The organism is Tenacibaculum sp. AHE14PA (genome assembly GCF_019278465.1).
Taxonomy (GTDB): Bacteria; Bacteroidota; Bacteroidia; order Flavobacteriales; family Flavobacteriaceae; genus Polaribacter; species Polaribacter bernardetii.
Map to the genome: position 1 here is coordinate 182,936 of NZ_CP058983.1, position 23,652 is coordinate 206,587.

The 23,652-nt window shown below is 30.3% G+C and carries 20 protein-coding genes; 8 read left to right on the plus strand and 12 right to left on the minus strand.

Annotated elements, in window-relative coordinates; genetic code table 11:
* From H0I30_RS00830 to H0I30_RS00845, 4 genes are read right to left on the minus strand one after another with little or no spacing between them, the layout of a single operon-like run.
* The gene (locus H0I30_RS00830; protein ID WP_218772424.1) at positions 1–537 is read right to left on the minus strand and encodes a hypothetical protein; all 537 of its coding nucleotides are present in this window, start codon (positions 535–537) and stop codon (positions 1–3) included.
* A 5-nt stretch (positions 538–542) separates the two neighbouring features.
* Positions 543–2,321, minus strand: coding sequence for an OmpA family protein (locus H0I30_RS00835; protein ID WP_218772425.1), 1,779 nt, complete (start codon positions 2,319–2,321; stop codon positions 543–545).
* Between the two features lie 19 nt (positions 2,322–2,340).
* A complete protein-coding gene (locus tag H0I30_RS00840; RefSeq protein ID WP_218772426.1) occupies positions 2,341–2,886 on the minus strand; it encodes a hypothetical protein in 546 nt (181 codons plus the stop codon).
* Positions 2,887–2,889: 3 nt separating this feature from the next.
* Positions 2,890–3,948 carry a hypothetical protein gene (locus H0I30_RS00845; protein ID WP_218772427.1) on the minus strand — a complete coding sequence of 353 codons (1,059 nt, stop codon included), beginning with the start codon at positions 3,946–3,948 and terminating at the stop codon, positions 2,890–2,892.
* Between the two features lie 237 nt (positions 3,949–4,185).
* Here H0I30_RS00845 and H0I30_RS00850 point away from each other — a divergent pair, with 237 nt between their 5' ends.
* From H0I30_RS00850 to H0I30_RS00870, 5 genes are all read left to right on the plus strand, one after another.
* Positions 4,186–4,857 carry a hypothetical protein gene (locus H0I30_RS00850; RefSeq protein WP_218772428.1) on the plus strand — a complete coding sequence of 224 codons (672 nt, stop codon included), beginning with the start codon at positions 4,186–4,188 and terminating at the stop codon, positions 4,855–4,857.
* 24 nt (positions 4,858–4,881) lie between these two features.
* Positions 4,882–5,514, plus strand: a complete 633-nt coding sequence (locus tag H0I30_RS00855; RefSeq protein WP_218772429.1) for a hypothetical protein — start codon at positions 4,882–4,884, stop codon at positions 5,512–5,514.
* Positions 5,493–6,269 (plus strand): sensor histidine kinase, encoded by a 777-nt coding sequence (locus tag H0I30_RS00860; protein WP_218772430.1) that lies wholly within the window; start codon positions 5,493–5,495, stop codon positions 6,267–6,269. The genes H0I30_RS00855 and H0I30_RS00860 overlap by 22 nt, the downstream gene beginning before the upstream one ends.
* Positions 6,270–6,905 (plus strand): response regulator transcription factor, encoded by a 636-nt coding sequence (locus H0I30_RS00865; protein ID WP_218772431.1) that lies wholly within the window; start codon positions 6,270–6,272, stop codon positions 6,903–6,905.
* A gap of 155 nt (positions 6,906–7,060) precedes the next feature.
* Complete coding sequence (locus tag H0I30_RS00870; RefSeq protein WP_218772432.1) at positions 7,061–8,374, plus strand: DEAD/DEAH box helicase; 1,314 nt, start codon at positions 7,061–7,063, stop codon at positions 8,372–8,374.
* A gap of 52 nt (positions 8,375–8,426) precedes the next feature.
* On the opposite strand, the gene H0I30_RS00875 is transcribed toward H0I30_RS00870, so the two are convergent.
* The gene (locus H0I30_RS00875) at positions 8,427–9,374 is read right to left on the minus strand and encodes a tRNA-dihydrouridine synthase (RefSeq protein ID WP_218772433.1); all 948 of its coding nucleotides are present in this window, start codon (positions 9,372–9,374) and stop codon (positions 8,427–8,429) included.
* A gap of 85 nt (positions 9,375–9,459) precedes the next feature.
* Between H0I30_RS00875 and pbpC the strand changes: the two genes are divergently transcribed.
* A complete protein-coding gene (gene pbpC / locus H0I30_RS00880) occupies positions 9,460–11,808 on the plus strand; it encodes a penicillin-binding protein 1C (RefSeq protein WP_218772434.1) in 2,349 nt (782 codons plus the stop codon).
* Positions 11,809–11,897: 89 nt separating this feature from the next.
* Here pbpC and H0I30_RS00885 read toward each other — a convergent pair whose 3' ends face one another.
* Positions 11,898–14,117, minus strand: coding sequence for a SulP family inorganic anion transporter (locus H0I30_RS00885; RefSeq protein WP_218772435.1), 2,220 nt, complete (start codon positions 14,115–14,117; stop codon positions 11,898–11,900).
* Between the two features lie 7 nt (positions 14,118–14,124).
* Positions 14,125–14,952, minus strand: coding sequence for a universal stress protein (locus H0I30_RS00890; RefSeq protein ID WP_255554331.1), 828 nt, complete (start codon positions 14,950–14,952; stop codon positions 14,125–14,127).
* A gap of 81 nt (positions 14,953–15,033) precedes the next feature.
* Here H0I30_RS00890 and H0I30_RS00895 point away from each other — a divergent pair, with 81 nt between their 5' ends.
* A complete protein-coding gene (locus tag H0I30_RS00895) occupies positions 15,034–16,857 on the plus strand; it encodes a sodium:proton antiporter (RefSeq protein ID WP_218772436.1) in 1,824 nt (607 codons plus the stop codon).
* Here the strand turns inward: H0I30_RS00895 and dnaX are convergent.
* Entirely contained in the window at positions 16,846–18,543 is a 1,698-nt protein-coding gene (gene dnaX / locus H0I30_RS00900; RefSeq protein ID WP_218772437.1) for a DNA polymerase III subunit gamma/tau, read from the minus strand. The two genes, H0I30_RS00895 and dnaX, sit on opposite strands and share 12 nt — an antisense overlap.
* 141 nt (positions 18,544–18,684) lie before the next feature.
* Here dnaX and msrA point away from each other — a divergent pair, with 141 nt between their 5' ends.
* Complete coding sequence (msrA, locus tag H0I30_RS00905; RefSeq protein ID WP_218772438.1) at positions 18,685–19,317, plus strand: peptide-methionine (S)-S-oxide reductase MsrA; 633 nt, start codon at positions 18,685–18,687, stop codon at positions 19,315–19,317.
* 142 nt (positions 19,318–19,459) lie between these two features.
* Here msrA and H0I30_RS00910 read toward each other — a convergent pair whose 3' ends face one another.
* From H0I30_RS00910 to H0I30_RS00925, 4 genes are all read right to left on the minus strand, one after another.
* Complete coding sequence (locus tag H0I30_RS00910; protein WP_218772439.1) at positions 19,460–20,017, minus strand: type 1 periplasmic binding fold superfamily protein; 558 nt, start codon at positions 20,015–20,017, stop codon at positions 19,460–19,462.
* 11 nt (positions 20,018–20,028) lie between these two features.
* Positions 20,029–22,428 (minus strand): TonB-dependent receptor domain-containing protein, encoded by a 2,400-nt coding sequence (locus H0I30_RS00915; RefSeq protein WP_218772440.1) that lies wholly within the window; start codon positions 22,426–22,428, stop codon positions 20,029–20,031.
* Between the two features lie 42 nt (positions 22,429–22,470).
* Positions 22,471–22,791 (minus strand): hypothetical protein, encoded by a 321-nt coding sequence (locus H0I30_RS00920; protein ID WP_218772441.1) that lies wholly within the window; start codon positions 22,789–22,791, stop codon positions 22,471–22,473.
* Positions 22,792–22,870: 79 nt separating this feature from the next.
* The gene (locus H0I30_RS00925; RefSeq protein ID WP_218772442.1) at positions 22,871–23,650 is read right to left on the minus strand and encodes a TerC family protein; all 780 of its coding nucleotides are present in this window, start codon (positions 23,648–23,650) and stop codon (positions 22,871–22,873) included.
* Positions 23,651–23,652 lie beyond the last annotated feature (2 nt).

Genomic DNA, 23,652 nt, shown 5'->3' on the forward strand with positions numbered 1-23,652 from the left:
TTATTTGTCTTTTGTTATTGTTGATTTTAAAAATTCATAATAAATATCTGGTGCAGGTAGTGATACAATTTTTGCAGCTATAGATGAAGATGCTTCTACAGAAACAGAAAATTTACGTGCATAATGAGCAGAAATAGCAATACCAAACATTTGGGTTTCTGTATTATCATTATTCGCACTAAAATTATTATTAGCATTACTAGCACTTCCACTTGTTGCATTATTTGAACTAGAGCTGTTCCCATAATTTAAACTTAATGAACCGCCATAACTTTCAGATTCTGCAACAGAAAACTCCATTTTTACTTCAAAAGAAGCTTCTGTAAAAGCATAAAAAGTAGGAGCAAACCCAAGGCTAATTAAATTATAATCTTCATCACCTACAGCTATTTTAATCGTTGCCATTTCATTTGCTAAGCGAATAGAATTGGCATCTAAAGCAGCTTGTGCATTCGCAATAGAAGCGCCTAGTTTCTCTAACATAAATGGTAGAGGAGCATTGGTAATTTGTTGTATAACTTGTGGTACTGCGCTCATAATTTCTAGCTTCCAGAAGTTGTGTTACCAGTTAAAGATTGAATATAGTTTTCTAAACCAGTTGGTGGTGGCACAGAAATCATACGCGCAGAAACAGAAGCATTTCCTTCTACAGATACACCAAACTGACGGGCATAACGCACATCTAAAGAACCGCTCCAAGCAGATACTTTTGGATCTTTAATACTTTTTAAGTCTGATTTTGCAAAGTATTTACTGTTAATTACTTTATGTATATTTAAAGTATCGTTATTATTAGATGTGTTTTGCGTATTTGAAGATTTATCTTCTATAGTCGTTTCTTCATTATTATTAGAAAATAACGTGTACTCTATCTTTGCATCTTTTCTTAAAAGATAAACAACATCGCCAGAAATTTGAGAATAGAATTTTGTACTATTATCAAGTTTTGTTTTTATTTCGGATAGGCTCTTTACTGTTTCATTTAAAGAGGTATCACTGCCAGATTCGATACTAAGTTTTTTGGTAATACTAACAGTTGTTTTTGCGTGTTTTTGTAATATTCCTGAATTGGTTATAGACCAATCTGCTACAATTGCAACAGATTGCGTATTACTAAAATCGCCACCTTCTACAAAAATGTATTCGTTTCCGTTGGTATCAATATTAATTACTGCTTTTCTATAATCAGGATTATTTTGATTATCACCAACATTCGTTTTAGCACTTAGCTCTCCTTCAGAATTAATTTCGATTATTTGAGATTCATTAACACCTAAAGTGATTAAGTAATTCTTAATAGTGTTGGCCCTTTTTAAACCAAGATCTTCGTTAAATTTATCACCACTAACACTATCTGTATGACCAATAATTTTAATTGTTACATCGGTATCATGAACCAGAATAAAGGCTAAAGCTCTTAATTTGTCTTTAAGTAACTCTGTATTATTAGGACTTGTTCCTTTGTTATAACTAAAATCTAACGAGTGGTGTTTTGAAAAATCAAAGTATATATTTAATTTATCGCTGTCTTTTAATCCAAATTTAAAAGTGCTGTTAGTAATAACATTCAAATTATCTGCGAGGTTCGATTTATCTAATAAGATAGTAGAAGCGGTATTCGTACCTTTAATTTTAATACTAACATTGGTATAGTTTTTAAATTTAAGAATACCAGTATCTTCTTTATAATAATCTAGTAAAGACAACATTCCAAACCCATTATAGTTATGCGTTTTTACCTCATTCGTACTGTCTGTACTAACAATATCTTTTGTTTCAATTATTTTAGAATCTACACGTTGTACTTCAGAGTCAGAAGATAAGTTTTCAGCAGTTTCCTCTAATCTATCAATACTGCCTGTTTTTTTACTTGTATTTACAGTACTTTGGTTTACCTTTAGTGTATGCTCATTAGATGCTGTTGTCCAATATTTTCGGCTACTTTTAAATTCCTTGTACTTTTCTTCCTGATAATTGTTTTCAACTTCTTGAATGCTTACATCTGTATATCCTTTCTTTTTAGTAGAGTCATATTCTAAGCTAAAATCAATTTCTAGTTCTTCTTGAACTGTCATTTTTAAATTGATAGAAGCAGAAACATCTGCATATTCAAAGGCATAAAATGCAGGTTGAAACCCGAGTTCTAATAATGATTTACCACCAACTTCTACTTCAGAAAGTCTCGTGATTTGTTTAACGGAGTTGGTGTCTAAACGCTCTTGAGCGTCTGCAATACCAAGTGCTAGCCCTGTTACAATACTTCCAACGTCTACGTTTTGAAGTATTTTGGCGCCTTGGTCAAGTGTTTTAATGTCTGCCATATTTAATTGTTTTTAATGGTTAAAAAGGAGAAATTCCATCTGGTAAATCCATGGCTATTTTTGGATTTACAGATTCTTTTCTCACTATAAAATAATTGTGTTTTTTCTGTAATCGGGTAACTTGATCTTTATTGATCTTATAACCTCTTAAAATCCAGTTTAACAATTCATCAGTTATAGGATGTTTGCCTTTTCCTATTTCTTTTTGTACACTTGTTAGTAATGCTTTGGCTTCTTCTTGCTCTTCTTTAAGTATATGCTGAATGGCTTGTCGTTCGCTAACAAAAGCATTGTGTTTTTTTACCAACACATTAGTTTCTTTATCATTTAAAAAAGCTCTGTAGTTTTCGCAAAAAGAAATTACCTCGTCATACGAACCTAATTGCTCTAATGATTCCATAACACATTGGCTATAATGTTGAAAAAATAATTCACTATCTTTTTGTGTTTGAGTTAAGCGTAAAGCTTCTTTATAGTGTCGTAAAGCCTCTTTATAGTTTTTGTCTAGCGCATGCATTTTACCACGTTCAGCAATTCTGAAATGCAACATTTTTTTATTTTCCATAATTTAAATGATTGTTGGTTCGCAGTTTAATAGTATTAACTGTGCATATAAGTAATTGGCAATTAAATCAGGAATTTCAGTACTACTTTCCCACTCACTAGTGTTTTCTTTAAAAGAGCTTACCTCTATAAATTGCGCTAATACGTTTTTAACGGCAGCATGTTCTTTAATTTTCTTTATCGCTAATTTTCTAGTTGCCTTAAAGTTGTGTTCTACAGAAAATTGAAGTCCCAATCCTTCACAATTTTCTATGATATCTTTTGCTGATTCATGACTTATACGTTCAAAAAGTGTGATAGGTAAATGTTCCTTTAACTCTGGAAGAATAGCATCAGGCATTCCAATTTTTTCAGTTAAAAAAGAAGTATGCTCTTTATTATTGATATCAAATGAAGTTAAATGAATGTTTATTAACTGATGTGTTTGGTTGATAACACGGATTGTTTTTTTAGATTGATGTTCTCTCCAAATAGTACTGCTTTCGGCATAACTAAGATTTTTTATAATAACTGTTCCGTCTTTTAAAGTTTGTATTGGTTGCTTAATTTTAGCTATAAGTCTTTTTAAATCACTTTTAGGAAAATCATTGTTAATATATATTGTAAACACATCTTTTCTAGGATTAGAATAACATACTAAAGCATCTATACGCCCTTGAAGTGCAATTGCGGTAGCTTCAGAAACACCACCTAATACAATACCTGGTTGTGCCAATAACATGTTTAATGATTCTGATGGTTTGCAACCTAAAAATTCTGACAGTTGATTAATTACTTTAGGTAGTTTTAAAATATCTTCAAAATAAATACTGATTTCTACTTGTTCTTTAGCTAGATTTATTTTTTCTTTTTCATCAGTAATTTGCACCTCTAAACCAAGTTTAGATAATGTTAAAGCTGCTTTTTCAGCTAAGTCTAAATCTATTTTTTGAAATAAAACAGCAGGAGCATTGTAGAGCATTTTTAAAATGAACTCTTGTGGCATTTTAAAAGAGTCGGCTAATAATTTTGAAACACTCGGATTAGCGGTTCCTATAGAGTTGATAATTACAGTATTTTCCATGTATTATGTTTTTGGTTACTATTTATACGACAGTTATGTACTGTTGTGTTTACAAATTTTAAAATATATACATGGTTTTTAGACGTGTGATTAACGTAAATAGCCATATAAACCAACCTGAGATTTTAGGGTTGTTTAACCTTCTTAACTTAGGTTGTATAATTTTGAAGGGAATTTGAAGAAAATTGTTTCTTTGTAGCTGAATAAAGTATATTTAACGCTTAAAACTAACGAACCATGATTACACCTTTATTATTAGCAATTACAGTTATTGCTTTCGGAATTTATATTTATAAGTTTCCACCAACAAAACCAACAGACACATCTAAAAACAGCATTTGTTTAGATTATTCTGCGGAACCAATGAACCAACTCAGTGTGCCTTTAGTTCACGAAATGGTAAATGGCTACAAAAACAATCAACTGGCAAAGATTAATAGTAGTTTAAATATGGACGATGCCCATTCTATAAGATTTGAGCTAGAAACTTTGAAAGCATTTATCTACCACACAGAAATGAATGCTAAAAAGCATAAGATATCAAGTAAAGATTTAGGCTTACGTATCTACTATTCTCGTTATCCTGAAAAAGAAACATGGAAAAGACCGTATACTGATTTATCTGATTTTTTAGGTAACTCTACCACTGAAAAATACGAGAAGTTACATACTTTAGTAATGATACCAACAATACGTAGGGGAGAAACAGATTTCGATTTTAATCCTTTAGACGAAAAAACGTATACTACAAGTTTAAAGAAAAACGAAGCATATCTAAACAATGGTTCTCAAACTAGAACTGCAGCATTAGGTGGAGGTAGAAATTCAGGAGGTTCTTCTAATAGCATAGGTTCTCAAAATCATGGAGGATTAATACCTCCAGTAGATGGAGGAGGTGAAGGTTTTTAATATATGCATGAGTTATATCCATATATGAATAAAGTATTACTAGTAGCAGAATTTTTATCTGCTCTAGTTGCTTTTTTCTACTATAAAAAAGTTAAATATAATTATTGGAAATGGTTTTCTATTTATTTAATATTTATTTTTATACAAGAACTGTATGGTAATTTTTTTCACGTCTTTTTATCAATAAGAAAACAAGATTATTATGCTTTTTTTGGTATCCCAATTCAATATTTTTTTTTTTATTGGTTATACGCTTATAGATCTCAAAAAAATGTTAAGTTATTTATCTTTTGTTGTTTTATTTATTTAATATCTTTTATTCCTTTGGAAATTTATAAAGATAAAGTCAGAACACTATATTCTTTGAATTTAACGACAGGAAGTGTCTTATTGATTATTCTAATAATTTTAGAATTCTTAAAACAAATAAAAAATGATAATATTTTAAAGTTTAAGGAAAATAAAATGTTTTATATAAATATTGGGGTCACATTATTTTATATAGGCACTTATCCTTTTATTGCTTTTTACAATGAATTAATAAAAATACAATATCTAGATATATGGAATGCTTACTATTTATATTTATTAATATCTAGTAGTATTATGTATTTATTATTTGCAGCATCTTTTATATGGGGGAAACATCAATCGTAATAATAATAGTTTTATTTAATATAATTTTTATTGCTTTTTTAGTAGGGATAGGAATCTTTATTCGTGAATACCGTATAAAAAAGAAAGCGCATTTACATCAAATTTCTACTATTGACGAAACACATAAAGAAGAATTACTAGAAACTCAACTTGAAATTCAAACTCAGACCATGCAATATATTGGACAAGAAATTCATGATAATATTGGTCAGAAATTAACATTAGCTAGTATATATACGCAACAGCTAATTTTTGAAAATAAGGCTCCTCAAGTAAACGAAACTATTGAAGGGATTAATGATATTATAAATCAGTCTTTACAAGAACTTCGACAGTTATCAAAATCGTTGACAGACGATTCTATTAAAAACAATACTCTTTTATATTTAATTGAAAAGGAATGTGAAAAAATTAATGATTTAAAAAAATGGAATGTTTATTTTTCAAGTACTATTGAAACGGAATTACAATCGTATCAAATTAAAAGTATTCTGTTTAGAATTACCCAAGAATTCCTTCAAAATAGTATGAAGCATGCTGCCTGTGAAAACATTTTAGTTTCTTTAGATACAACTAATAACGCTATCAAGTTCACTCTAGAAGATGATGGTATTGGTTTTAATTCTGAAACGATAAAACCTGATGGTATCGGTCTTAAAAATATAAAAAAGAGAACAGAATTAGTAGGTGGAAAAATGAAATTAGAAAGTCAAGAAAATAAAGGAACGAAATTAATTATAGAAATCCCCATTTAAATGAAAAAGACAATTGTTATTGTTGACGATCATGTTTTAATAGCCAAAGCATTGAGTAATATTATTTCAAATTTTGAAGGATTTGAAGTACTATATGTATGTGAAAATGGTGTAGATTTTCAAAATAAAATAAAAACAAAAGGGATTCCTGACATCGTTTTATTAGATATAAGTATGCCTATTATGGATGGTTTTGAAACTGCGAAGTGGATTAAAGAAACACATGCTACTATTTTAATTATGGCTTTGAGTATGCAAGATGATGAGTCGAGCTTAATTAAAATGATTAAAAATGGCGCAAAAGGATACCTCTTGAAAAATGTATATCCTACTGATTTGGAAAAAGCGTTGAAAGGGTTGATTGAAAAAGGACGTTTTTTTCCTGAATGGGCTTCTAGCAAAATATTTGCGAGTATTGGCAATGACTCTAACAATGAAAAAATAAAATTGTCTGATCGTGAGATAGAATTTTTGAAATATTCAGTTACTGAGATGAACTATAGAGAAATTTCAGAAAAGATGTTTTGCAGCCCAAGAACTGTCGAAAATTACAGAGATAGCTTATTTGAAAAATTAGAATTAAAATCGAGAGTGGGTTTAGCGGTCTATGCTTTAAAAAATGGATTTACCGAGTGATTGATATGTGTTGTTTTTATAATGTGTTATATATAGTTTTAATTCAGTTGATGAAGCTGAAATATCTTTTTATAGATTAGCTCTATTATTTTTAAAAGCTGTAAAAGACTACTTATCTTTGCAGTCGATAAAAACTTCATAGATATTTAAATATTATGGCAATGACAATGAAAACACAAGAAGATATTTTAGCAAAATTAAATATTTATGAGTTAAATGAAATGCAACAAAAAGCTATTTCGGTAATTGATACGAATGCAAATACGGTTATACTTTCACCAACAGGGACAGGAAAAACCTTAGGTTTTTTATTACCTGCGTTAAAATTAATAGATTTTGAAAATAAAGAAATTCAAACTTTAATTTTAGTACCATCAAGAGAATTAGCAATTCAAATAGAGCAGGTAATTCGTGAAATGGGAACTGGGTTAAAAGTAAACGCAGTGTATGGTGGTCGTTCGATGACGAAAGATAAAACCGAATTAAAACATATACCAAGTATTTTAATTGGTACACCAGGAAGAATTTTAGATCATTTTGCAAATGAACGCTTTTCTAAAGACAGTATAAAAACTTTAATTTTAGATGAGTTTGATAAATCGTTAGAAGTAGGTTTTGAATCTGAAATGAGAGGTATTATAAATCAATTACCAAATCTTAAAAAACGTATTTTAACATCTGCAACGCAAGAAACTGAAATTCCTGCATTTGTAGGTTTACATAAACCTACAGTATTAAATTACTTGACAGGAAAAAAATCTAGGCAATTAACTTTAAAAACAGTTGTTTCTCCTATCAAAAACAAAAACCAAACATTGGTTAATTTGTTACAACATATAGGAAATCATCAAGGGATTATTTTTTGTAATTTAAAAGATAGTATCAGTCACGTAAGTGAATTCTTAACAAAAAATAAAATAGCACATAGTTGTTTTTCTGGAGGGATGGAACAAAGAGATCGTGAACGTTCATTAATTAAATTCAGAAATGGTACAAGTCAAGTTTTAATTGCAACCGATTTGGCTGCAAGAGGAATTGACATTCCTGAAATGAAATATATTATTCATTATGAATTACCAGAAAGAATAGAGGAGTTTACACATAGAAATGGTAGAACGGCAAGAGTAAATGCAAAAGGAACGGCATATATTTTAAAATGGCAAAAAGAAAGTTTGCCAGAATTTCTTGCTAATATTCCAAATACAGATATTTCTCAGAAAGAAAAATTGAAAGCGCATTATTGGGAAACTTTATTTATTTCTGGAGGTAGAAAAGATAAAATATCAAAAGGAGATATTGCAGGTTTATTCTTTAAAAAAGGAAATTTAACAAAAGAACAATTAGGTGTAATCGAATTAAAACAAGATTGCGCTTTTATAGCAGTGCCTGTAAGTGAAGCAAAAAAGTTAATTGAAGAACTAAATAATACTCGTTTAAAGAATAAAAAAGTGCGTATTACTTTAGCTTAGTCTAAATAGATAAAATAAAAAGGGTATTTACAAATTGTAAATACCCTTTTTTTTATTTTTCGCTACTCAAAATTTCTTTAACAGCTGCTTGATATTTTTTAGGATTGGTAGCTTTTTTAATTTTCTTATATGTTTTGCGAGGATCTGAAAAAGACTTAGAAAAGTATTCCCAAAACCCTAACATTTTCATTTTTATAGGTGTTGGCCCAGATAAAGCAGCATCATATTGATGATAAATTTCATCATGAAACTCACCAAAACGTTGCCATCTATCTTTCGGATATTCGGTTGTGTTATTTTTAATCATTTGTGGTAAAAACGGATCGCCAATTAAACCACGACCAATCATAAAGTGGGTAATACTCGGAAAACGTTCTTGCATCGCTTTAAATCCGGCCACAGAAGTAATATCTCCGTTGTAATATAATTGATGTTTAGATACGTCGATACATTTCTGAAAAGCGTCTAAATCAACGCCACCTTTGTATAATTGTTTTCCTATTCGAGCATGAATAGCAACATTTTTAAGCGGATATTTCTCTAAAATAGGGAAGGAGTGTAATATTTCTTCGCTATTTTCATAGCCCATTCGCATTTTCATAGAAACTAAAATGTCGGTTTCGTTATGCGCTTTATGTAAAACTTCGTCAATTCTAGCAGGATTACAAATCAAACCAGATCCCATTCCCGATTTTGTAACCATTGGGTATGGGCAACCTAAGTTCCAATTCAATTCTTTATAACCTAAACTTTGCACGTACTTTGCAACAAACAAAAACTCATCAGGATCGTTTGTAATTACTTGCGGTATTACAGTTAAGGTATGATTGTTTTCGGGTAATAAATCACGTTCATAACTCGATTTAATCTTCATTTTTCCGTTTAAACGGATATATGGGGCGTAATAAGTATCAATACCACCAAAGTATTTATGCTGTGCATTTCTAAAACGAAAATCGGTAAAGCCTTGTAAAGGTGATGAAAGTAAAGTAAAACTCATAGTATGTAATAAGCTGCAAATATAACTTACTTATCCTTCATATTTTAAAGTTAAACTTTATACTTTTGAAATAGATAAATTGTTAATGAAAAGTGTTTTTAACTTCTTAAAAAAGCATAAAATAAAGGCAATCATTATATTTTTTTTAATGATTGCATACTATTATTGTTTGCCTAAAAAACTGTTTGTAACACCAACAGCTACTGTTGTTACTGCAAAAAACAACGAGTTGTTAGGTGCTGTGATTGCTAAAGATGGGCAATGGCGTTTTCCTGAATTAGATTCTGTTCCAACAAAATTCGAACAATGTATTTTACAGTTTGAAGATGCACATTTTTATAAACACTTCGGATTTAATCCGATATCAATAGGAAAAGCATTTTTAGAAAACATAAAAGCTAAAAAGGTGATTCGTGGCGGAAGTACACTTACGCAACAAGTAATTCGATTATCACGTAAAAATAAAGGACGATCTTATCAAGAAAAAATAATAGAATTGATTTTGGCAACGCGATTAGAATTTCGATTATCAAAAAAATCAATTTTAAACTTATATGCTTCTCACGCTCCTTTTGGTGGTAATGTGGTAGGCTTAGAAATGGCATCTTGGCGGTATTTCGGTTTGCAACCACATCAATTATCATGGGCAGAAACAGCAACCTTAGCAGTTTTACCAAACGCTCCTTCGTTAATTTACCCGGGTAAAAATCAACAAAAACTAAAAGAAAAGCGTAACCGATTACTTAAAAAATTATATCAAGAAACCATTATTGATAAAATTACTTTTGAGCTATCATTATTAGAAGAACTCCCACAAAAACCATATACTTTACCAACTTTAGCAACACATTTTGTACAAGAAGTAGCAAATAAACACGAAGGAAAACACCTACAAAGTTCTATTGATATTTATTTACAAACACAAGTAAATAACTTAGTAAAACAACATTATTTACGTCAAAAACAAAACGAAGTTTTTAACATAGCGGTTTTAGTTTTAGATGTTAAAACCAGAAAAGTACTAAGTTATGTAGGAAATTCACCAACAGATAAAGCGCATCAAAAAGATGTAAATAACGTGGTTTCTGCAAGAAGTACAGGAAGTACTTTAAAGCCATTTTTATATGCACAAATGTTACAAACGGGAGCAATTTTACCAACACAATTAGTGGCAGATGTACCTACCGAAATAGCAGGATACACACCTAAGAATTTCGATTTAACTTTTGATGGAGCTGTGCCGGCTAATCAGGCTTTAACACGATCGTTAAATATTCCTGCGGTTCGAATGTTACAATCATACGGATTAGAGAAATTTAGAGCAGATTTAAAAGAATATTCGATTCGAGATATTAATAAATCGGCCGATTATTATGGTTTGTCATTAATTTTAGGTGGCGCAGAAGCTAGCTTGTGGGATTTATGTAAAACTTTTGCAAGTTATGCCGGAGTTATAAATCATTATGAAGAAACAAAACATAATTATTATTCGAATGAATTTACCGAACCTAGTTATATGAAATCAGATAAAATATCTTTTGGAAACGTTCAGGAAAATGAAACTCATATAGATGCCGGCGTAGCTTTTACAACCTTAAATACGCTAACTGAAGTTAACAGACCATTTACCGATCAGGCTTGGAAATATTTTGATTCGTCGCAAAAAATAGGATGGAAAACAGGTACAAGTTTTGGTAATAAAGATGCTTGGGCAATTGGTACGACTCCTAAATATGTCGTTGGAGTTTGGATTGGCAATTCAGACGGAGAAGGAAGACCCGATTTAACAGGTGTTGGTAGTGCGGCACCCTTGATGTTTAATGTATTTGATGTGTTACCAAAATCAGATTGGTTTTTAGAGCCTTATGAGGCTTTGGTAGAAGAAAGTATTTGTGAAAAAAGCGGCTATTTGGCATTGCCTATTTGTAAATCTGTTAAAAAAAGAATACCCAAAAACGGAGTGAGAGCAAGGCCGTGTCCGTATCACCAACAAATTACTGTTGACACTTCAGAAAAGTTTCAGGTGAACTCTAATTGTGAGTCGATTACAAATATGAAAACGAAAACATGGTTTGTATTACCTCCTTTAATGGCACATTATTACCAACAAAAAAACGCAAGTTATAGTGTGTTGCCAAACTACCGAAATGATTGTAATAAGGCGCAAAATAATACGATGGATTTTGTGTTTCCAACAAAATATCGATCTAAAATATCGTTAACCAAAGGATTAAATAATAGAGTAAATCCTGTAATATTAAAAGTTACTCATGCCAATGCAGATGCTGTTTTGTATTGGTATTTAAACGATGTTTTTATAGGTAAAACTTCTCAATATCACGAACAAGCGATAACTCCGAAAAGTGGTAATCACAAAATTATTGTGATTGATAATTTAGGAAACGAGAAAACCCGATTTTTAGAAATATTATAAATTAATTATCAGAAGCTATTTCCCGCTTTACGCACTCGCTCTCTGCGAGGAGCTCAAACAATTGCTGCAATCTGGGGCTAGGAATTTTATTAATACATAGAAAGTGCTATTTTTTTATCACAAACCGTTTTTTTCAATCGAACTCCAAAATCAGCCAGTGTCTTAATTTCTTTAATTCCAGCCAATCGTTCTCTACCAATAATTAATAAGCCTTTTTTATTTCCTTCAATGTGATAGTATTTATTGCTTTCAAAAAACAGTACAAGTTCATCTGTAAAAAACTTCTTTATTTCAGTAGCATTCTTTCCAGAGAGATAAAATCGTTTAGAAAAATCAGGGTGATTAGCGATGTTAATATCTTTAAAACCTGCAAAATGGTATATATATTCGAAAATGCCTTCTTTATCTAACGTAAATTCAGGAGTGTATTTTTCAATATCAATATACATCATGGTTACCTTAATTACTTGTTTGGCAATAAGTTCACCTTCAGAGAATTCAACATCAAATAAAGAACAATTTTCATTTGATAATATATTTGATACTTTACTTATTTTTCGGGTTTTAAAATACCCAAAATGCGGAATTTTAGTAACTTCTTCTTCAGGAGTGGCTTCGTATTTCCAGCCTAGTTCTGTGCAAATATTTTGTAAAGATTTTTGTCTTTTTGTTAAAGTATTAGAATTGGTGTTTTCTTCCACTTGAATAGGATTATTTTTACGTAAAGCAAACGGGTGTTCACTTCCTGTTTTATATCCATCTAAACCAATTACCTCAAAATGCCCGCCTTTTCTGTTAAAGCTTTCAGCATAATTATTAAGATTCTCCATAACAGAATGATCTATAAAGTCACACAAAGAAAAATCGATAATAGCATCTTCATTTTCGGGTATTTGATCTAGTTTAGCTTTTAGTTTTGTAAAATTTAAAAAGCTAGAAAAATTCTCGACAGAAACATAGTATTTATCATCTTCCTTAAACATTAAAACGTTAGGTTTTAATACGTTTTTAATGAAAAACATTAGGTTTTTATTAATAATAACATGAATAACAAATGTTATAAAGATACCTGCTAAAATACCCGTAATTAAACTTGTTGTGATAGTAGTTAATAAGGTTACTAAAAATATAATTAATTGTTCTTTACCTATTTTAAATACTTTTTTAATGTTTTCTGGTGAAGCTAGTTTATAACCTGTGTATACTAAAATGGCGGCTAATGCTGGCAAAGGAATTTTACGTAATTCTGTAGCAAAAAGTAAAATAAAAATAACCAAAAAAGCTGCATGAAAAAAGTTAGCAGAACGATTGCTTCCTTTATTATTTACGTTTACCGAGCTACGAGCTATTACTGTAACAACATTTAACCCTCCTAAAAAACCACTAATTACAGTTGCTAACCCTAGGGCTCGAATGTCTTTATTTACGTTAGAGCGTCGTTTTAAGGTGTCTAATTTATCCACTGCTTTAATACTTAATAAACTCTCTATACTTGCAATTAAAGTTATTGCAATTACTGCATTTATAAATTCGAAACTATAAGCTTTACTAAAATCAGGAAAAGCAAAATTAGATAAAACATCTTCAGGTAAATTAATTAAGAGACTTTTATCTATCGGATATGCAGATGATGATACCAAATCATAGTAATAATACATACCAACACTTAAAACAACAATCCACATTGGAGCCGGAATTAACTGAAAATATTTATTACGTATTTTACTATAAAAAATCATAATTAGTAAACTAATAACCCCTACAGATCCGGCGTAAAAAACACTAGTACTGTCAGTCTGAATTAAGTTTATGATTCCTTTTGGCATTTGTATCAGTAAGTCTACAATACTTCCTTTTGCATCTAAATTACCAAGCATTACATGTATTTGTTTGGCAAAAATACCAATACCAATAGCAGCTAACATTCCTTGAATTGCTGAAGAAGGGAAGAAGTCACCCAGTGATCCCATTCTAAGAAATCCAAGAATTACCATAATTATACCCGAAATAACAATGGCAGCCAAGGTATATAGATAACCTTGTTGCATATCGCCAGCACCTAATGTTGTTATAGCGGCTAATACTACAACTACTAAACCATTACCAGGCCCAGTAATAGTTACATTTGCACCTCCTAAAATCGCAACAACAACGCCACCTACAATTGCAGCAATAGCACCAGAAATTGGTGGTGCACCAGAAGCTAACGCTAATCCAAAGCCTAATGGCAAGGCAATTAATGATACTACAAAACCAGCAAATATATTTTGCGGCATTTCACTTAAAAATGTTTTAAAACCTTTTCCCATCTACTTTTTACTTAACAATTAAAACATCGGTTGGTAATTCTGATAAAATATATTCTAAATCATGCGGAAAAACTCTGTCTAGAACCCCTGTTTTTTTAGGAGCGCTCATAACTAGTACATCGGCTCTTTTTACTTTTGCATAATGACCAATAGAATATCCTCTACGACCAAAAATGCTTTGCGTTTTTACAGTTATGTCACTCGTGTCGATGCATTGTAGCATTTTATTAACACGTGCATCTTCGCTTTTTTGTATTTGTTCTTTTAAGTCAGTTGCTTTACGCAGCGAAACATCATCATTTACTTTTACATTTAATTCAGTCTGACTAATTTCTTCAACAATAGTTACTCTTTTGCAGTCTAAGTTTTTAGATAAATTAAAAGCAGCTTTAATTGTTTCTTCTGTTTTTTCATCTTGTAAGCCACTAACAACAATGTGTTTACAAGGAACTCTTTCTGTTGATGGTTTTATTAGTAATAATACCGAGCAAGGTGCTTTACGAGTTAATTTTCTCGCAATAGAACCTACATAATATTTATAGAGTTTTTCTTTTTGTAGTGCCCCCAATATTAATAAGTTAACACACTCTTGTTTTGTTACTTCTAAAATAACATCAACAGGTTTACCTTCTTGCCAAATTACTTTTAATGGAAATTTTAATTCAGGAGCATCTTTTAATAATTCATGCAATTGCTTTTCTTTTTCGTTAGTTTTTTGACCAACATGAACTCCAATTAACTGAGCATTAAACATATTTGATAAACGAATTGTTTCAAATAAGTTTGCTTTTAAATTTGGAGAGAAAGCAATACCAATAAGTATATTTTTTATCAAAGTATAAAAATTTAAAACGCTCGAAGATATAATTTTCTTGTTGTTTAAAAAATATTACTTTTACACAAAACAGAATATTAGATGATAGAATTAGCAGGAATTGTAATACTAGGGATTTTAGCGCAATGGTTTGCTTGGAAATTTAAAATTCCGGCTATATTACCTTTAATATTAATAGGGCTATTTGTAGGGCCAATTGCTGCCGAATTTTTTAATGAAGATGGAAGTAAGTGGATTGAGCCTATTTGGAATGGTACAAAAGGACTTTTCCCAGGCGAAGCACTGTATTATTTTGTTTCTTTAGCCATAAGTATTATTCTTTTTGAAGGAGGTTTAACGCTTCGTAGAGATGAAATTAAAAATATTGGTCCCGTAATTACCAAGTTAATAACATTAGGATCTAGTATCACTTTTTTCGGAGCGGGTATCATAGCGCATTATCTTTTTAATTTGAGTTGGGAACTATCTTTTCTGTTTTCAGGATTAATAATTGTAACAGGTCCGACTGTAATTACGCCTATTTTAAGAAATATACCGTTAAAAAAAGACGTATCAGCAGTTTTAAAATGGGAAGGGATTTTAATAGACCCAATTGGAGCTTTAGTAGCTGTATTGGTTTTTGAGTTTATAAGTGTTGGTGGTGGAGCAGGCTTTACACAAACAGCTTTATTAGAGTTTTTAAAGATTATTTTATTTGGTTCTACCTTCGGATTTACCTTTGCACATGCCTTAATATTTATTTTCAACAAAAAATGGGTGCCACATTACTTATTAAATGTAGTTTCTTTATCAACAGTTCTTTTAGTATTTGTATTATCTGAGTTGTTTGCTCATGAATCAGGTCTTTTAGCTGTTGTAGTTATGGGTATGGTTTTAGGTAATAGTAAATTAAAAAACTTAAAAGATATACTATACTTTAAAGAATCATTAAGTGTTTTATTAATTTCAATGCTATTTATTCTTTTAGCTGCTAATATGGACATTAAAGAGTTAATGTTATTATATAGATGGGAAACAGCCCTTCTTTTTACATTAATAGTTTTCGTTATAAGACCATTAGCTGTGTTTATAAGTACTTATAAATCGAATTTAAAAACCAACGAGAAACTTTTTATAAGTTGGGTTGGTCCAAGAGGTATTGTTGCAGCAGGAATCGCTTCTTTATTTGGTAGTAAATTGATTAAATTAGGTGTTGAAGGAGCCGAATACATAACGCCACTTGTTTTTATGGTTGTTTTAGGAACCGTATTATTAAATGCAACTACGGCAAGATTATTTGCGAAAGTAATAGGTGTTTTCTTAAAGCGATCTAATGCAATTATAATTATAGGAGCATCAGATTTAGCACGCCTTATAGGTGTTTATTTAAAGAATAATAATAGAAGGGTTGTTTTGATTGACTCTAATAAGGACAATATAGATAAAGCTAAAAAACAAGGCTTAGAATCTTTTGAAGTTAATGTTTATGATGATGCATTAAGTAATAATATAGAGTTAAATGATGTTGGATATTTATTAGCTATAACAGGTAGTGATTCTATAAATAAATATGCAATATCTAATTTTTCACCAATTTTTGGAGAGCAAGGTGCTTATCGTTTAGTAAGTTCTCAAGAAGTGCTTACAAATGAATATGAGGATAAAGATCAGTTATTTACTATTAAAGATGATTATTTAAGTTTAATGGAAGCGGTAAGAGAGTTTCCTGAAATTCATGAAACACAAATTAATTCTATAGAGGAATATAAGGAGAAGATTACTGAAATTTACTCAGAGGTAAAATCAATACCGGTTTTTGTTAAAAACAATAGCAACGAAATTTTATTAATTGCTGAATTTGAGAAAAATGTAACGGTAATAGAAGATTGGAAACTAGTTTATATAGGTAAAGACTTAAAGATCTAACCCAAAGGTGGTCTTTAGTTTTTCTATAAACGGATTTTTCTCTTTTAACTTCTCATATTTTTCTTGAGGAGTGTAAGCGAATTTTTTCTCAACAGTTTCATTGACGATAACATCTATTTGAATACCGTAATTATTTAATTTTTCACGTAAAAACCGTGTTAGTTTAGATTTACCACGTTCTAATTGGGTTTTCATTAAGTCGTTAGGTAAAGAAAATATAATTGTAAAAGGTTTTCCTAATTGCGGCTCACCTGAAGCTAATATAGCAGCGATACTGCGTTCACCAAGCTCTTGTAGTTTGAAATAATATTTTTTCCAAGCATCTTTTAACTCTTCATGAGTAAAAGGTGTTCTTGGATGGTTTTCATAGCTTTCATCATCATCTGAAACAACTTTAATTTCCTTTTTCTGATGAATACTTTTTAAAGATAAAGCTGAAGCCCGACGCTTTATATTCTTTAAAATAGGTTTTTTTGGTAGTTGAGCTGTTGCTTTAACAACAACTTTTTCTACTTCAATTTTATTAAGAACTTTAGCCGTTGGTGCTACTTTGGTTTTCTTCACAACAGGTGATAAAGAAGTAAAAAAGGTAGCCGGTATTATGTAGTTGTTAGATTTTTTTTTTGCTCCATCAAAATTGATAGAGGCTATTTGCATTAAAGTTAATTCTACCAGCAGTCGTTGGTTTTTACTAGCTCTATATTTTAAATCGCAATCGTTAGCTTTGTCAATAGCTGGCATTAAGAACTGCATATTCGCTTTTTTAGCTTGCTCTAAATATTTCTTTTTAGTAGTATCGCCAACTTCTAATAAAGGTATAGTAGCAACATCTTTAGCAACTAATAAATCTCTAAAGTGAGATGCTAATCCGTTTATAAAATGATGTCCTTCAAAGCCTTTACCTAAAACTTGGTTAAAAGCCATTAAGACTTGCGGAATTTTATTTTCTAATAATAAATCAGTGATGTTAAAATACACATCATAATCTAATACATTTAAGTTTTGAGTAACTGCTTCACGAGTTAAATTACTTCCCGAGAAACTAACAACTCTATCGAAAATAGATAAAGCATCTCGCATTGCTCCGTCTGCTTTTTGAGCAATTACATGCAAAGCATCATCATCTGCAGTAATATTTTCTTTAACACAAATTGTTTTTAAATACTCTTTTGCATCTAAAACACCAATACGCTTAAAATCGAAAATCTGACAACGAGATAATATCGTGGGTATAATTTTATGTTTTTCGGTAGTTGCTAAAATAAAAATAGCATGTGCCGGTGGCTCTTCTAAAGTCTTTAAAAAAGCATTAAAGGCAGCTTGAGAAAGCATGTGAACTTCATCAATAATATATACTTTATACTTTCCTGTTTGTGGCGGAATACGGACTTGATCGGTTAAATTACGAATATCATCAACTGAGTTATTTGAAGCCGCATCTAATTCGAAAATATTAAAAGCAAAATCTTCATCATCAGTAGTCGCATCTTCTTGGTTAATACGTTTAGCCAATATACGTGCGCACGATGTTTTACCAACTCCACGAGGTCCAGTAAAAAGTAGTGCTTGTGCTAAATGGTCATTTTTTATAGCATTTTCTAACGTATTTGTTATGGCTTGTTGCCCAACTACGTCTTCAAAAACTTGAGGACGATATTTACGTGCCGATACTATAAAATGCTCCATTAATCTTTACTTTTTATGCTAACAAAAATAGAAAAACAGCTTACAATTCACAAACTATTTTCTTAAGGAAAACCTAAAGTTGTAAACAATTGTAAAAAGTTGTTTTTTTATCCGACCAACTGCATATAAGAGATAAAAATCATGAAATTTACAAATCGTACAGCTTTAGTTATTGCACTTTTATCATTGTTTATTTTTACTAATTTTACTACCAATAAGTTTGATTTAAATACAAAAACCGTAAATACTACCAAAGTAGCTTATTTTGCAAGCGGTTGTTTTTGGTGTGTAGAAGCAATTTTTGAAAGTGTAAGAGGAGTAGAGGATGTTGTTTCTGGCTATGCAGGAGGTTTTACTAAAAACCCGACGTATGAAAGTAGTAATACTGGCAGAACAGGTCATGCAGAAGCAGTTGCGGTATATTACAATCCAAATAAAATAAGTTTTAAAACATTGGTTGATGTTTATTTTGGCTCACATAATCCTACTACAAAAAATGGACAATATCCAGATTATGGTTCTCAATATAGATCTATAGCTTTTTATGCTGATGCTGCTGAAAAGGAAATTATCAATAAAAAAATTGATAAACTAAATAGCGAAGTTTATAATGGAAAAATAGTAACAGAGGTTAAAAAAATAGATGCGTTTTATGTAGCGGAAGCATATCATCAAAATTTCGAAAAATTACACCCTCGACACCCATATATTCAAAATATATCTGTACCAAGGTTAAATAGATTTAAAAAGAGGTTTCCTGAATTGATTAAATAAACAAAATTAGAGGTAAAAATTGTTAGGTTGAAGTTTGTTTATATATGTGTCTCCTTAATATTTATATTAGGGAGATTTTTAGTTAATAAAAAACCCCAAACTATTTAATAGTTTGAGGTTTTTTTAGAGATTTTATTTAAGTTTATTCAACTGTAACAGGTATTGTTACTTCAATATCTGTTTCTCCTCCTGCATTTGTAATGTCACCTGAAGCAACACCTTCAGCAGATTTACTAGGTTCGTGTCTTAATGTAAAAGTAAAACTACCTGAAGCTGCATCACCACTTAATACTGTAAAGTTAATTCCTACAGGATTTCCGTTAGAATCATTTTCACCGGCATAACTAAAAGTCGAGTTTAAATTAGTAGCATTGTAAAAAAACTGGTGTTCATCAGCTTCTTCTGCAACCTCTAAAGTAATATCTTCAGCAGGGCTTTCTGTTTCGTTTAATAAAGTAATAACGGCGCTATAAGAAGTATTTGCTGCTAATGTTCCTCCTGTTATCACAGGTGCATTTGGTCCGTCACCATCTAAATCCTTACTTTCTAAAGTAACAGTTGTTCCTGATTTTGGAGTTAACACGACTTTAATTGTTGTAATTACTTCTTCGCCATTTATAATCTCTGGATTGTCATCAGAACAAGATATTGATATAATTGAAGAAATAAATAATAATGCTATAATTTTGAAATTTTTCATGTTTTTAATTTTTAATAATTAATTTGAATTTGAATTTGAAAGTTTCTCCCTAAATCATCTGCATATAAACGCAACCTGTTTAAGTAATTTCTGTATGATTGATTTAAAACATTATCTATTGAAAAACTAAGATTAATTTTTGTTTTAGACATGTTTAATTCGAATCCAGAAGAGAAATTTAATAAATGATAAGCCTTTGGTGGAGTGCTAATATCTACAAGTTCATTGGTGTTTGTATCTGGAATAAAAGCCATGAAATTGTTATTAGGATACTCGTTTTGTTCCGCATTAAACTCACTTTCTAAAGAGGCATAAAAATTTTTCCAATTCTCTTTCTTAAAAAATAAAGTTGTTGTGGTTTTAAAAGGAGGTATATCTATTAAAGTTCTTTTGTTTGTTAAGTCACGTCCTTTAATGAGCGACATCTTATTGGTAATACTAAAATTTGTGTTTACATTATAGCTAACATTAGAATCTAAACCAAATAAATGGGCATTTGTTTGCTTGTATGACCAAACAGGAAATGCACCTCTTAAAGTAGTTTCTACTCCTGTAGGTTCTATGTAAATAAAATCGGTTACATAATTATAAAATCCTTCTAAAACGATATCAAATTTGTTGTTATTAAATTTATACGTTGTAGAAAATCTATTAGATGTTTCAGCTTGCATTCGTAAATCACCAATTTCTATTCTTGCAGCAGAATGATGCAAACCGTCACTAAATAATTCAGAAACATTTGGCGCTCTGTTAGATAAACCATAATTAGCCAATAATGTGCTATTATCGTTAAGACTATAAGAACCGCCTAATGAAGCAGAAATATTATGATAAGTAAAAACTGGGTTTACTAAATACTGTGTAGACGAATCTTCAATAATAAGACTACCAAATTCTTGTTGGTAGTTTAAAGAATTCCATCTTGATTTATCGTAAAATTTCTTTGCGTTAACTTGTTCAAAATCATATCTAATTCCAGCATTTAAATAAATATCGTCAAATTTAAAGCTAGTAATAGCATATCCGTTTAGGTTAAACTTATTATAATCGGGTATAATTCTCTTAACTCCTGATTTTGGATCTGAAAAATTATTTTGATAAGCACCGCTTAAACCAAATTTATAAGTATTTTCTTTATTAGCATCTATGTCTAAATCGCTTTTAAAAGAATGTGTTCTTAGCAATAAATTTGTTGCTGCAACGAATTTTTTATCTCCCCTTCTAACATCAAACTCTAATCTTTTGTTTTGTTGATAGTCGTATTGAAAAGATAATTTACCAACACCTTTTAGTCGCTTATAAACTTTAGCCTTAAATAGTTGATGTGTAACATCTTGTTTTGGATTATTAATAGCATAGCTGTACTCATCTATAACAAGTGGTAAATTACTATTTATAGCTCTTACTAAATCTGAAATATTACCTATGTGCGATGCTCTTAAAATGCCTGTTTCATTAGATGTATTGCTATAAAAAAGCTCAAACCCTTTATTAAATTTTTTAAACCCACTACGAATAGTAAAAGCCCTAGAATTTAAACCAGTATTGGTAAGGTTATAACTAGGTGATTCAAAATCACCAGCTCTTTTATAAGAAGCCTGTCCATTAATAAACCAACCGCTGTTGTAACTTTTATTTAAGCTTGATGAAACAGAAAATAGTCTACCATTACTCTGTTGTGATGTAATTGTTTTACCAAACAAGGTGTCTTTAGTTATTACAGTTGAAGGATTAACAATAATAACCCCGCCAATAGCATCACCACCATATTGTAAAGCATTTGCTCCTTTAATTACAGAAACACTTCCAGCTGCGTTTATATCAATATTTGGAGCATGTTCTATTCCCCATTCTTGATCTTGTAATCGAACACCATTAAAAGAAGTTAATACTCTACTACTATGTAAGCCATTAATAATTGGTTTTACAATAGTACTACCTGTATTTATAGAAGAAACACCCGAGATGTTTTTAATAGCATCGCCTAATGATGCTGCGCTATAGTTATCTAGAGTTTTAGTTTTTAATAACGTTTCTTGAGCTGTTTTGGTTTTTAAACCAGTTGTACTCCTAACATTAACTTCATTTAATTCTTCTATGTGATGCTCTAAATCTATAATTTTATAAATGTTTTTTGAAACATTTAATTCTAAGATTTGTTTATCACAAGATACATGAGAAATTTCGACAATAATTTTACCAGCACATACATTATCGATAGTAAACTCTCCGTCTAAATTACTTGTAGTATACTTATTTTGGTTTTTAATATAAATTGTAGCGTTTACAATCGCAGATTTATCATGAAAATCTTCTACAATACCAGAAAATGTATAACTACAATTTTGACCGTTTACTAAAGAAACATAACAGCTTAGTAAAAGTATTAAAATAATACTTTTAAGATTCATCTAAGAGTTTAATTGTAATTTTATAATTATGTATAATTTTAATTAAATTATTACAATAGGAGGCCCTCTAGATGATTTATTAGAGAAGTAATAAGTTTTTAATTGCTGTGGTTTATGAAGCGTATTTTTAGCAAAAACTTTATTGTTTAATAAAATACTTGGACTGTACAATTCATAATAAAAAACCTTTAATTGTAAATGTAATTCACCACAATCTTTATCTAACTCATGTAAATGTTGATTAATATTAGAAGTACAGGCTATGTGCTCATGCTCTTCAAAAGCATGAAGGACTTGTATTGCTGATGGTAATAACAGGGCAAACAAGAAAATAGTAGATATGTATGTTCTAAATTTAAACATTCGACGCAAATGTATAAAAAAAATAGATAGCTGATAGTATTAATACTATCAGCTATCTACTTAAATTCTTAATTTTTTGTTAAGACTTCTTTTTCCCGCCTCTTATTCGCATGTTAAGCATTTCTACACCTAAAGAAAAAGCAATAGCAAAATACAAATATCCTTTAGGAATAATACCTACCGTTTGGCCGAAAATTTCGGCGTGTGATAAATGTGCTCCTTCTGCAATTAGCATAAAAGCTATTAAAATTAAAAAGGCTAAACCTAACATTTGTATTGTTGGATGTTGATTTACAAATTTACCAACAGGATTTGCAAACAACATCATAATTAACATCGATAATATAACTGAAACAATCATAATAAGCATTGCTCCTTCAACACCATTTGTCATTCCGACTGCTGTTAAAATAGAATCGAAAGAGAAAACTATATTTATTAAAGTTATTTGTAAGATAGCTTGTTTCATAGTATAGCCTTTTTTGGGCTTACCATCTAAATCATCTTCTTCATGACCTTCAACTTTATGATGTATTTCTTGTGTACTTTTGTATAATAGAAAAAGTCCACCTATAAATAAAATTAAGCTTTGCCCAGTAATACCAGCTTTAAACCATGATAAATCTATATGGAAAAAAGGTGCTTTCATTGCTATTAAATAAGAAATACCAAATAACAATATAATTCGTAAAACCATAGCTAATATCAGCCCTATATTAGTTGCTTTCTTTCGTTTGCTTTCAGGTAGCTTATTAGATGCTATAGAAATAAATATAATATTATCGATACCTAAAACAATTTCTAAAAAAGTTAAGGTTAATAATGCAATCCAAGTGTCTGGTTGTAAGAATATTTCCATTT

Excerpts from the sequence above, each read along its gene's own strand:
- H0I30_RS00830 (WP_218772424.1), bottom strand. The coding sequence starts at position 537 with ATGAGCGCAGTACCACAAGTTATACAACAAATTACCAATGCTCCTCTA.
- H0I30_RS00835 (WP_218772425.1), bottom strand. The coding sequence starts at position 2,321 with ATGGCAGACATTAAAACACTTGACCAAGGCGCCAAAATACTTCAAAAC.
- H0I30_RS00840 (WP_218772426.1), bottom strand. The coding sequence starts at position 2,886 with ATGGAAAATAAAAAAATGTTGCATTTCAGAATTGCTGAACGTGGTAAA.
- H0I30_RS00845 (WP_218772427.1), bottom strand. The coding sequence starts at position 3,948 with ATGGAAAATACTGTAATTATCAACTCTATAGGAACCGCTAATCCGAGT.
- H0I30_RS00850 (WP_218772428.1), top strand. The coding sequence starts at position 4,186 with ATGATTACACCTTTATTATTAGCAATTACAGTTATTGCTTTCGGAATT.
- H0I30_RS00855 (WP_218772429.1), top strand. The coding sequence starts at position 4,882 with ATGAATAAAGTATTACTAGTAGCAGAATTTTTATCTGCTCTAGTTGCT.
- H0I30_RS00860 (WP_218772430.1), top strand. The coding sequence starts at position 5,493 with ATGGGGGAAACATCAATCGTAATAATAATAGTTTTATTTAATATAATT.
- H0I30_RS00865 (WP_218772431.1), top strand. The coding sequence starts at position 6,270 with ATGAAAAAGACAATTGTTATTGTTGACGATCATGTTTTAATAGCCAAA.
- H0I30_RS00870 (WP_218772432.1), top strand. The coding sequence starts at position 7,061 with ATGGCAATGACAATGAAAACACAAGAAGATATTTTAGCAAAATTAAAT.
- H0I30_RS00875 (WP_218772433.1), bottom strand. The coding sequence starts at position 9,374 with ATGAGTTTTACTTTACTTTCATCACCTTTACAAGGCTTTACCGATTTT.
- pbpC (WP_218772434.1), top strand. The coding sequence starts at position 9,460 with ATGAAAAGTGTTTTTAACTTCTTAAAAAAGCATAAAATAAAGGCAATC.
- H0I30_RS00885 (WP_218772435.1), bottom strand. The coding sequence starts at position 14,117 with ATGGGAAAAGGTTTTAAAACATTTTTAAGTGAAATGCCGCAAAATATA.
- H0I30_RS00895 (WP_218772436.1), top strand. The coding sequence starts at position 15,034 with ATGATAGAATTAGCAGGAATTGTAATACTAGGGATTTTAGCGCAATGG.
- dnaX (WP_218772437.1), bottom strand. The coding sequence starts at position 18,543 with ATGGAGCATTTTATAGTATCGGCACGTAAATATCGTCCTCAAGTTTTT.
- msrA (WP_218772438.1), top strand. The coding sequence starts at position 18,685 with ATGAAATTTACAAATCGTACAGCTTTAGTTATTGCACTTTTATCATTG.
- H0I30_RS00910 (WP_218772439.1), bottom strand. The coding sequence starts at position 20,017 with ATGAAAAATTTCAAAATTATAGCATTATTATTTATTTCTTCAATTATA.
- H0I30_RS00915 (WP_218772440.1), bottom strand. The coding sequence starts at position 22,428 with ATGAATCTTAAAAGTATTATTTTAATACTTTTACTAAGCTGTTATGTT.
- H0I30_RS00920 (WP_218772441.1), bottom strand. The coding sequence starts at position 22,791 with ATGTTTAAATTTAGAACATACATATCTACTATTTTCTTGTTTGCCCTG.
- H0I30_RS00925 (WP_218772442.1), bottom strand. The coding sequence starts at position 23,650 with ATGGAAATATTCTTACAACCAGACACTTGGATTGCATTATTAACCTTA.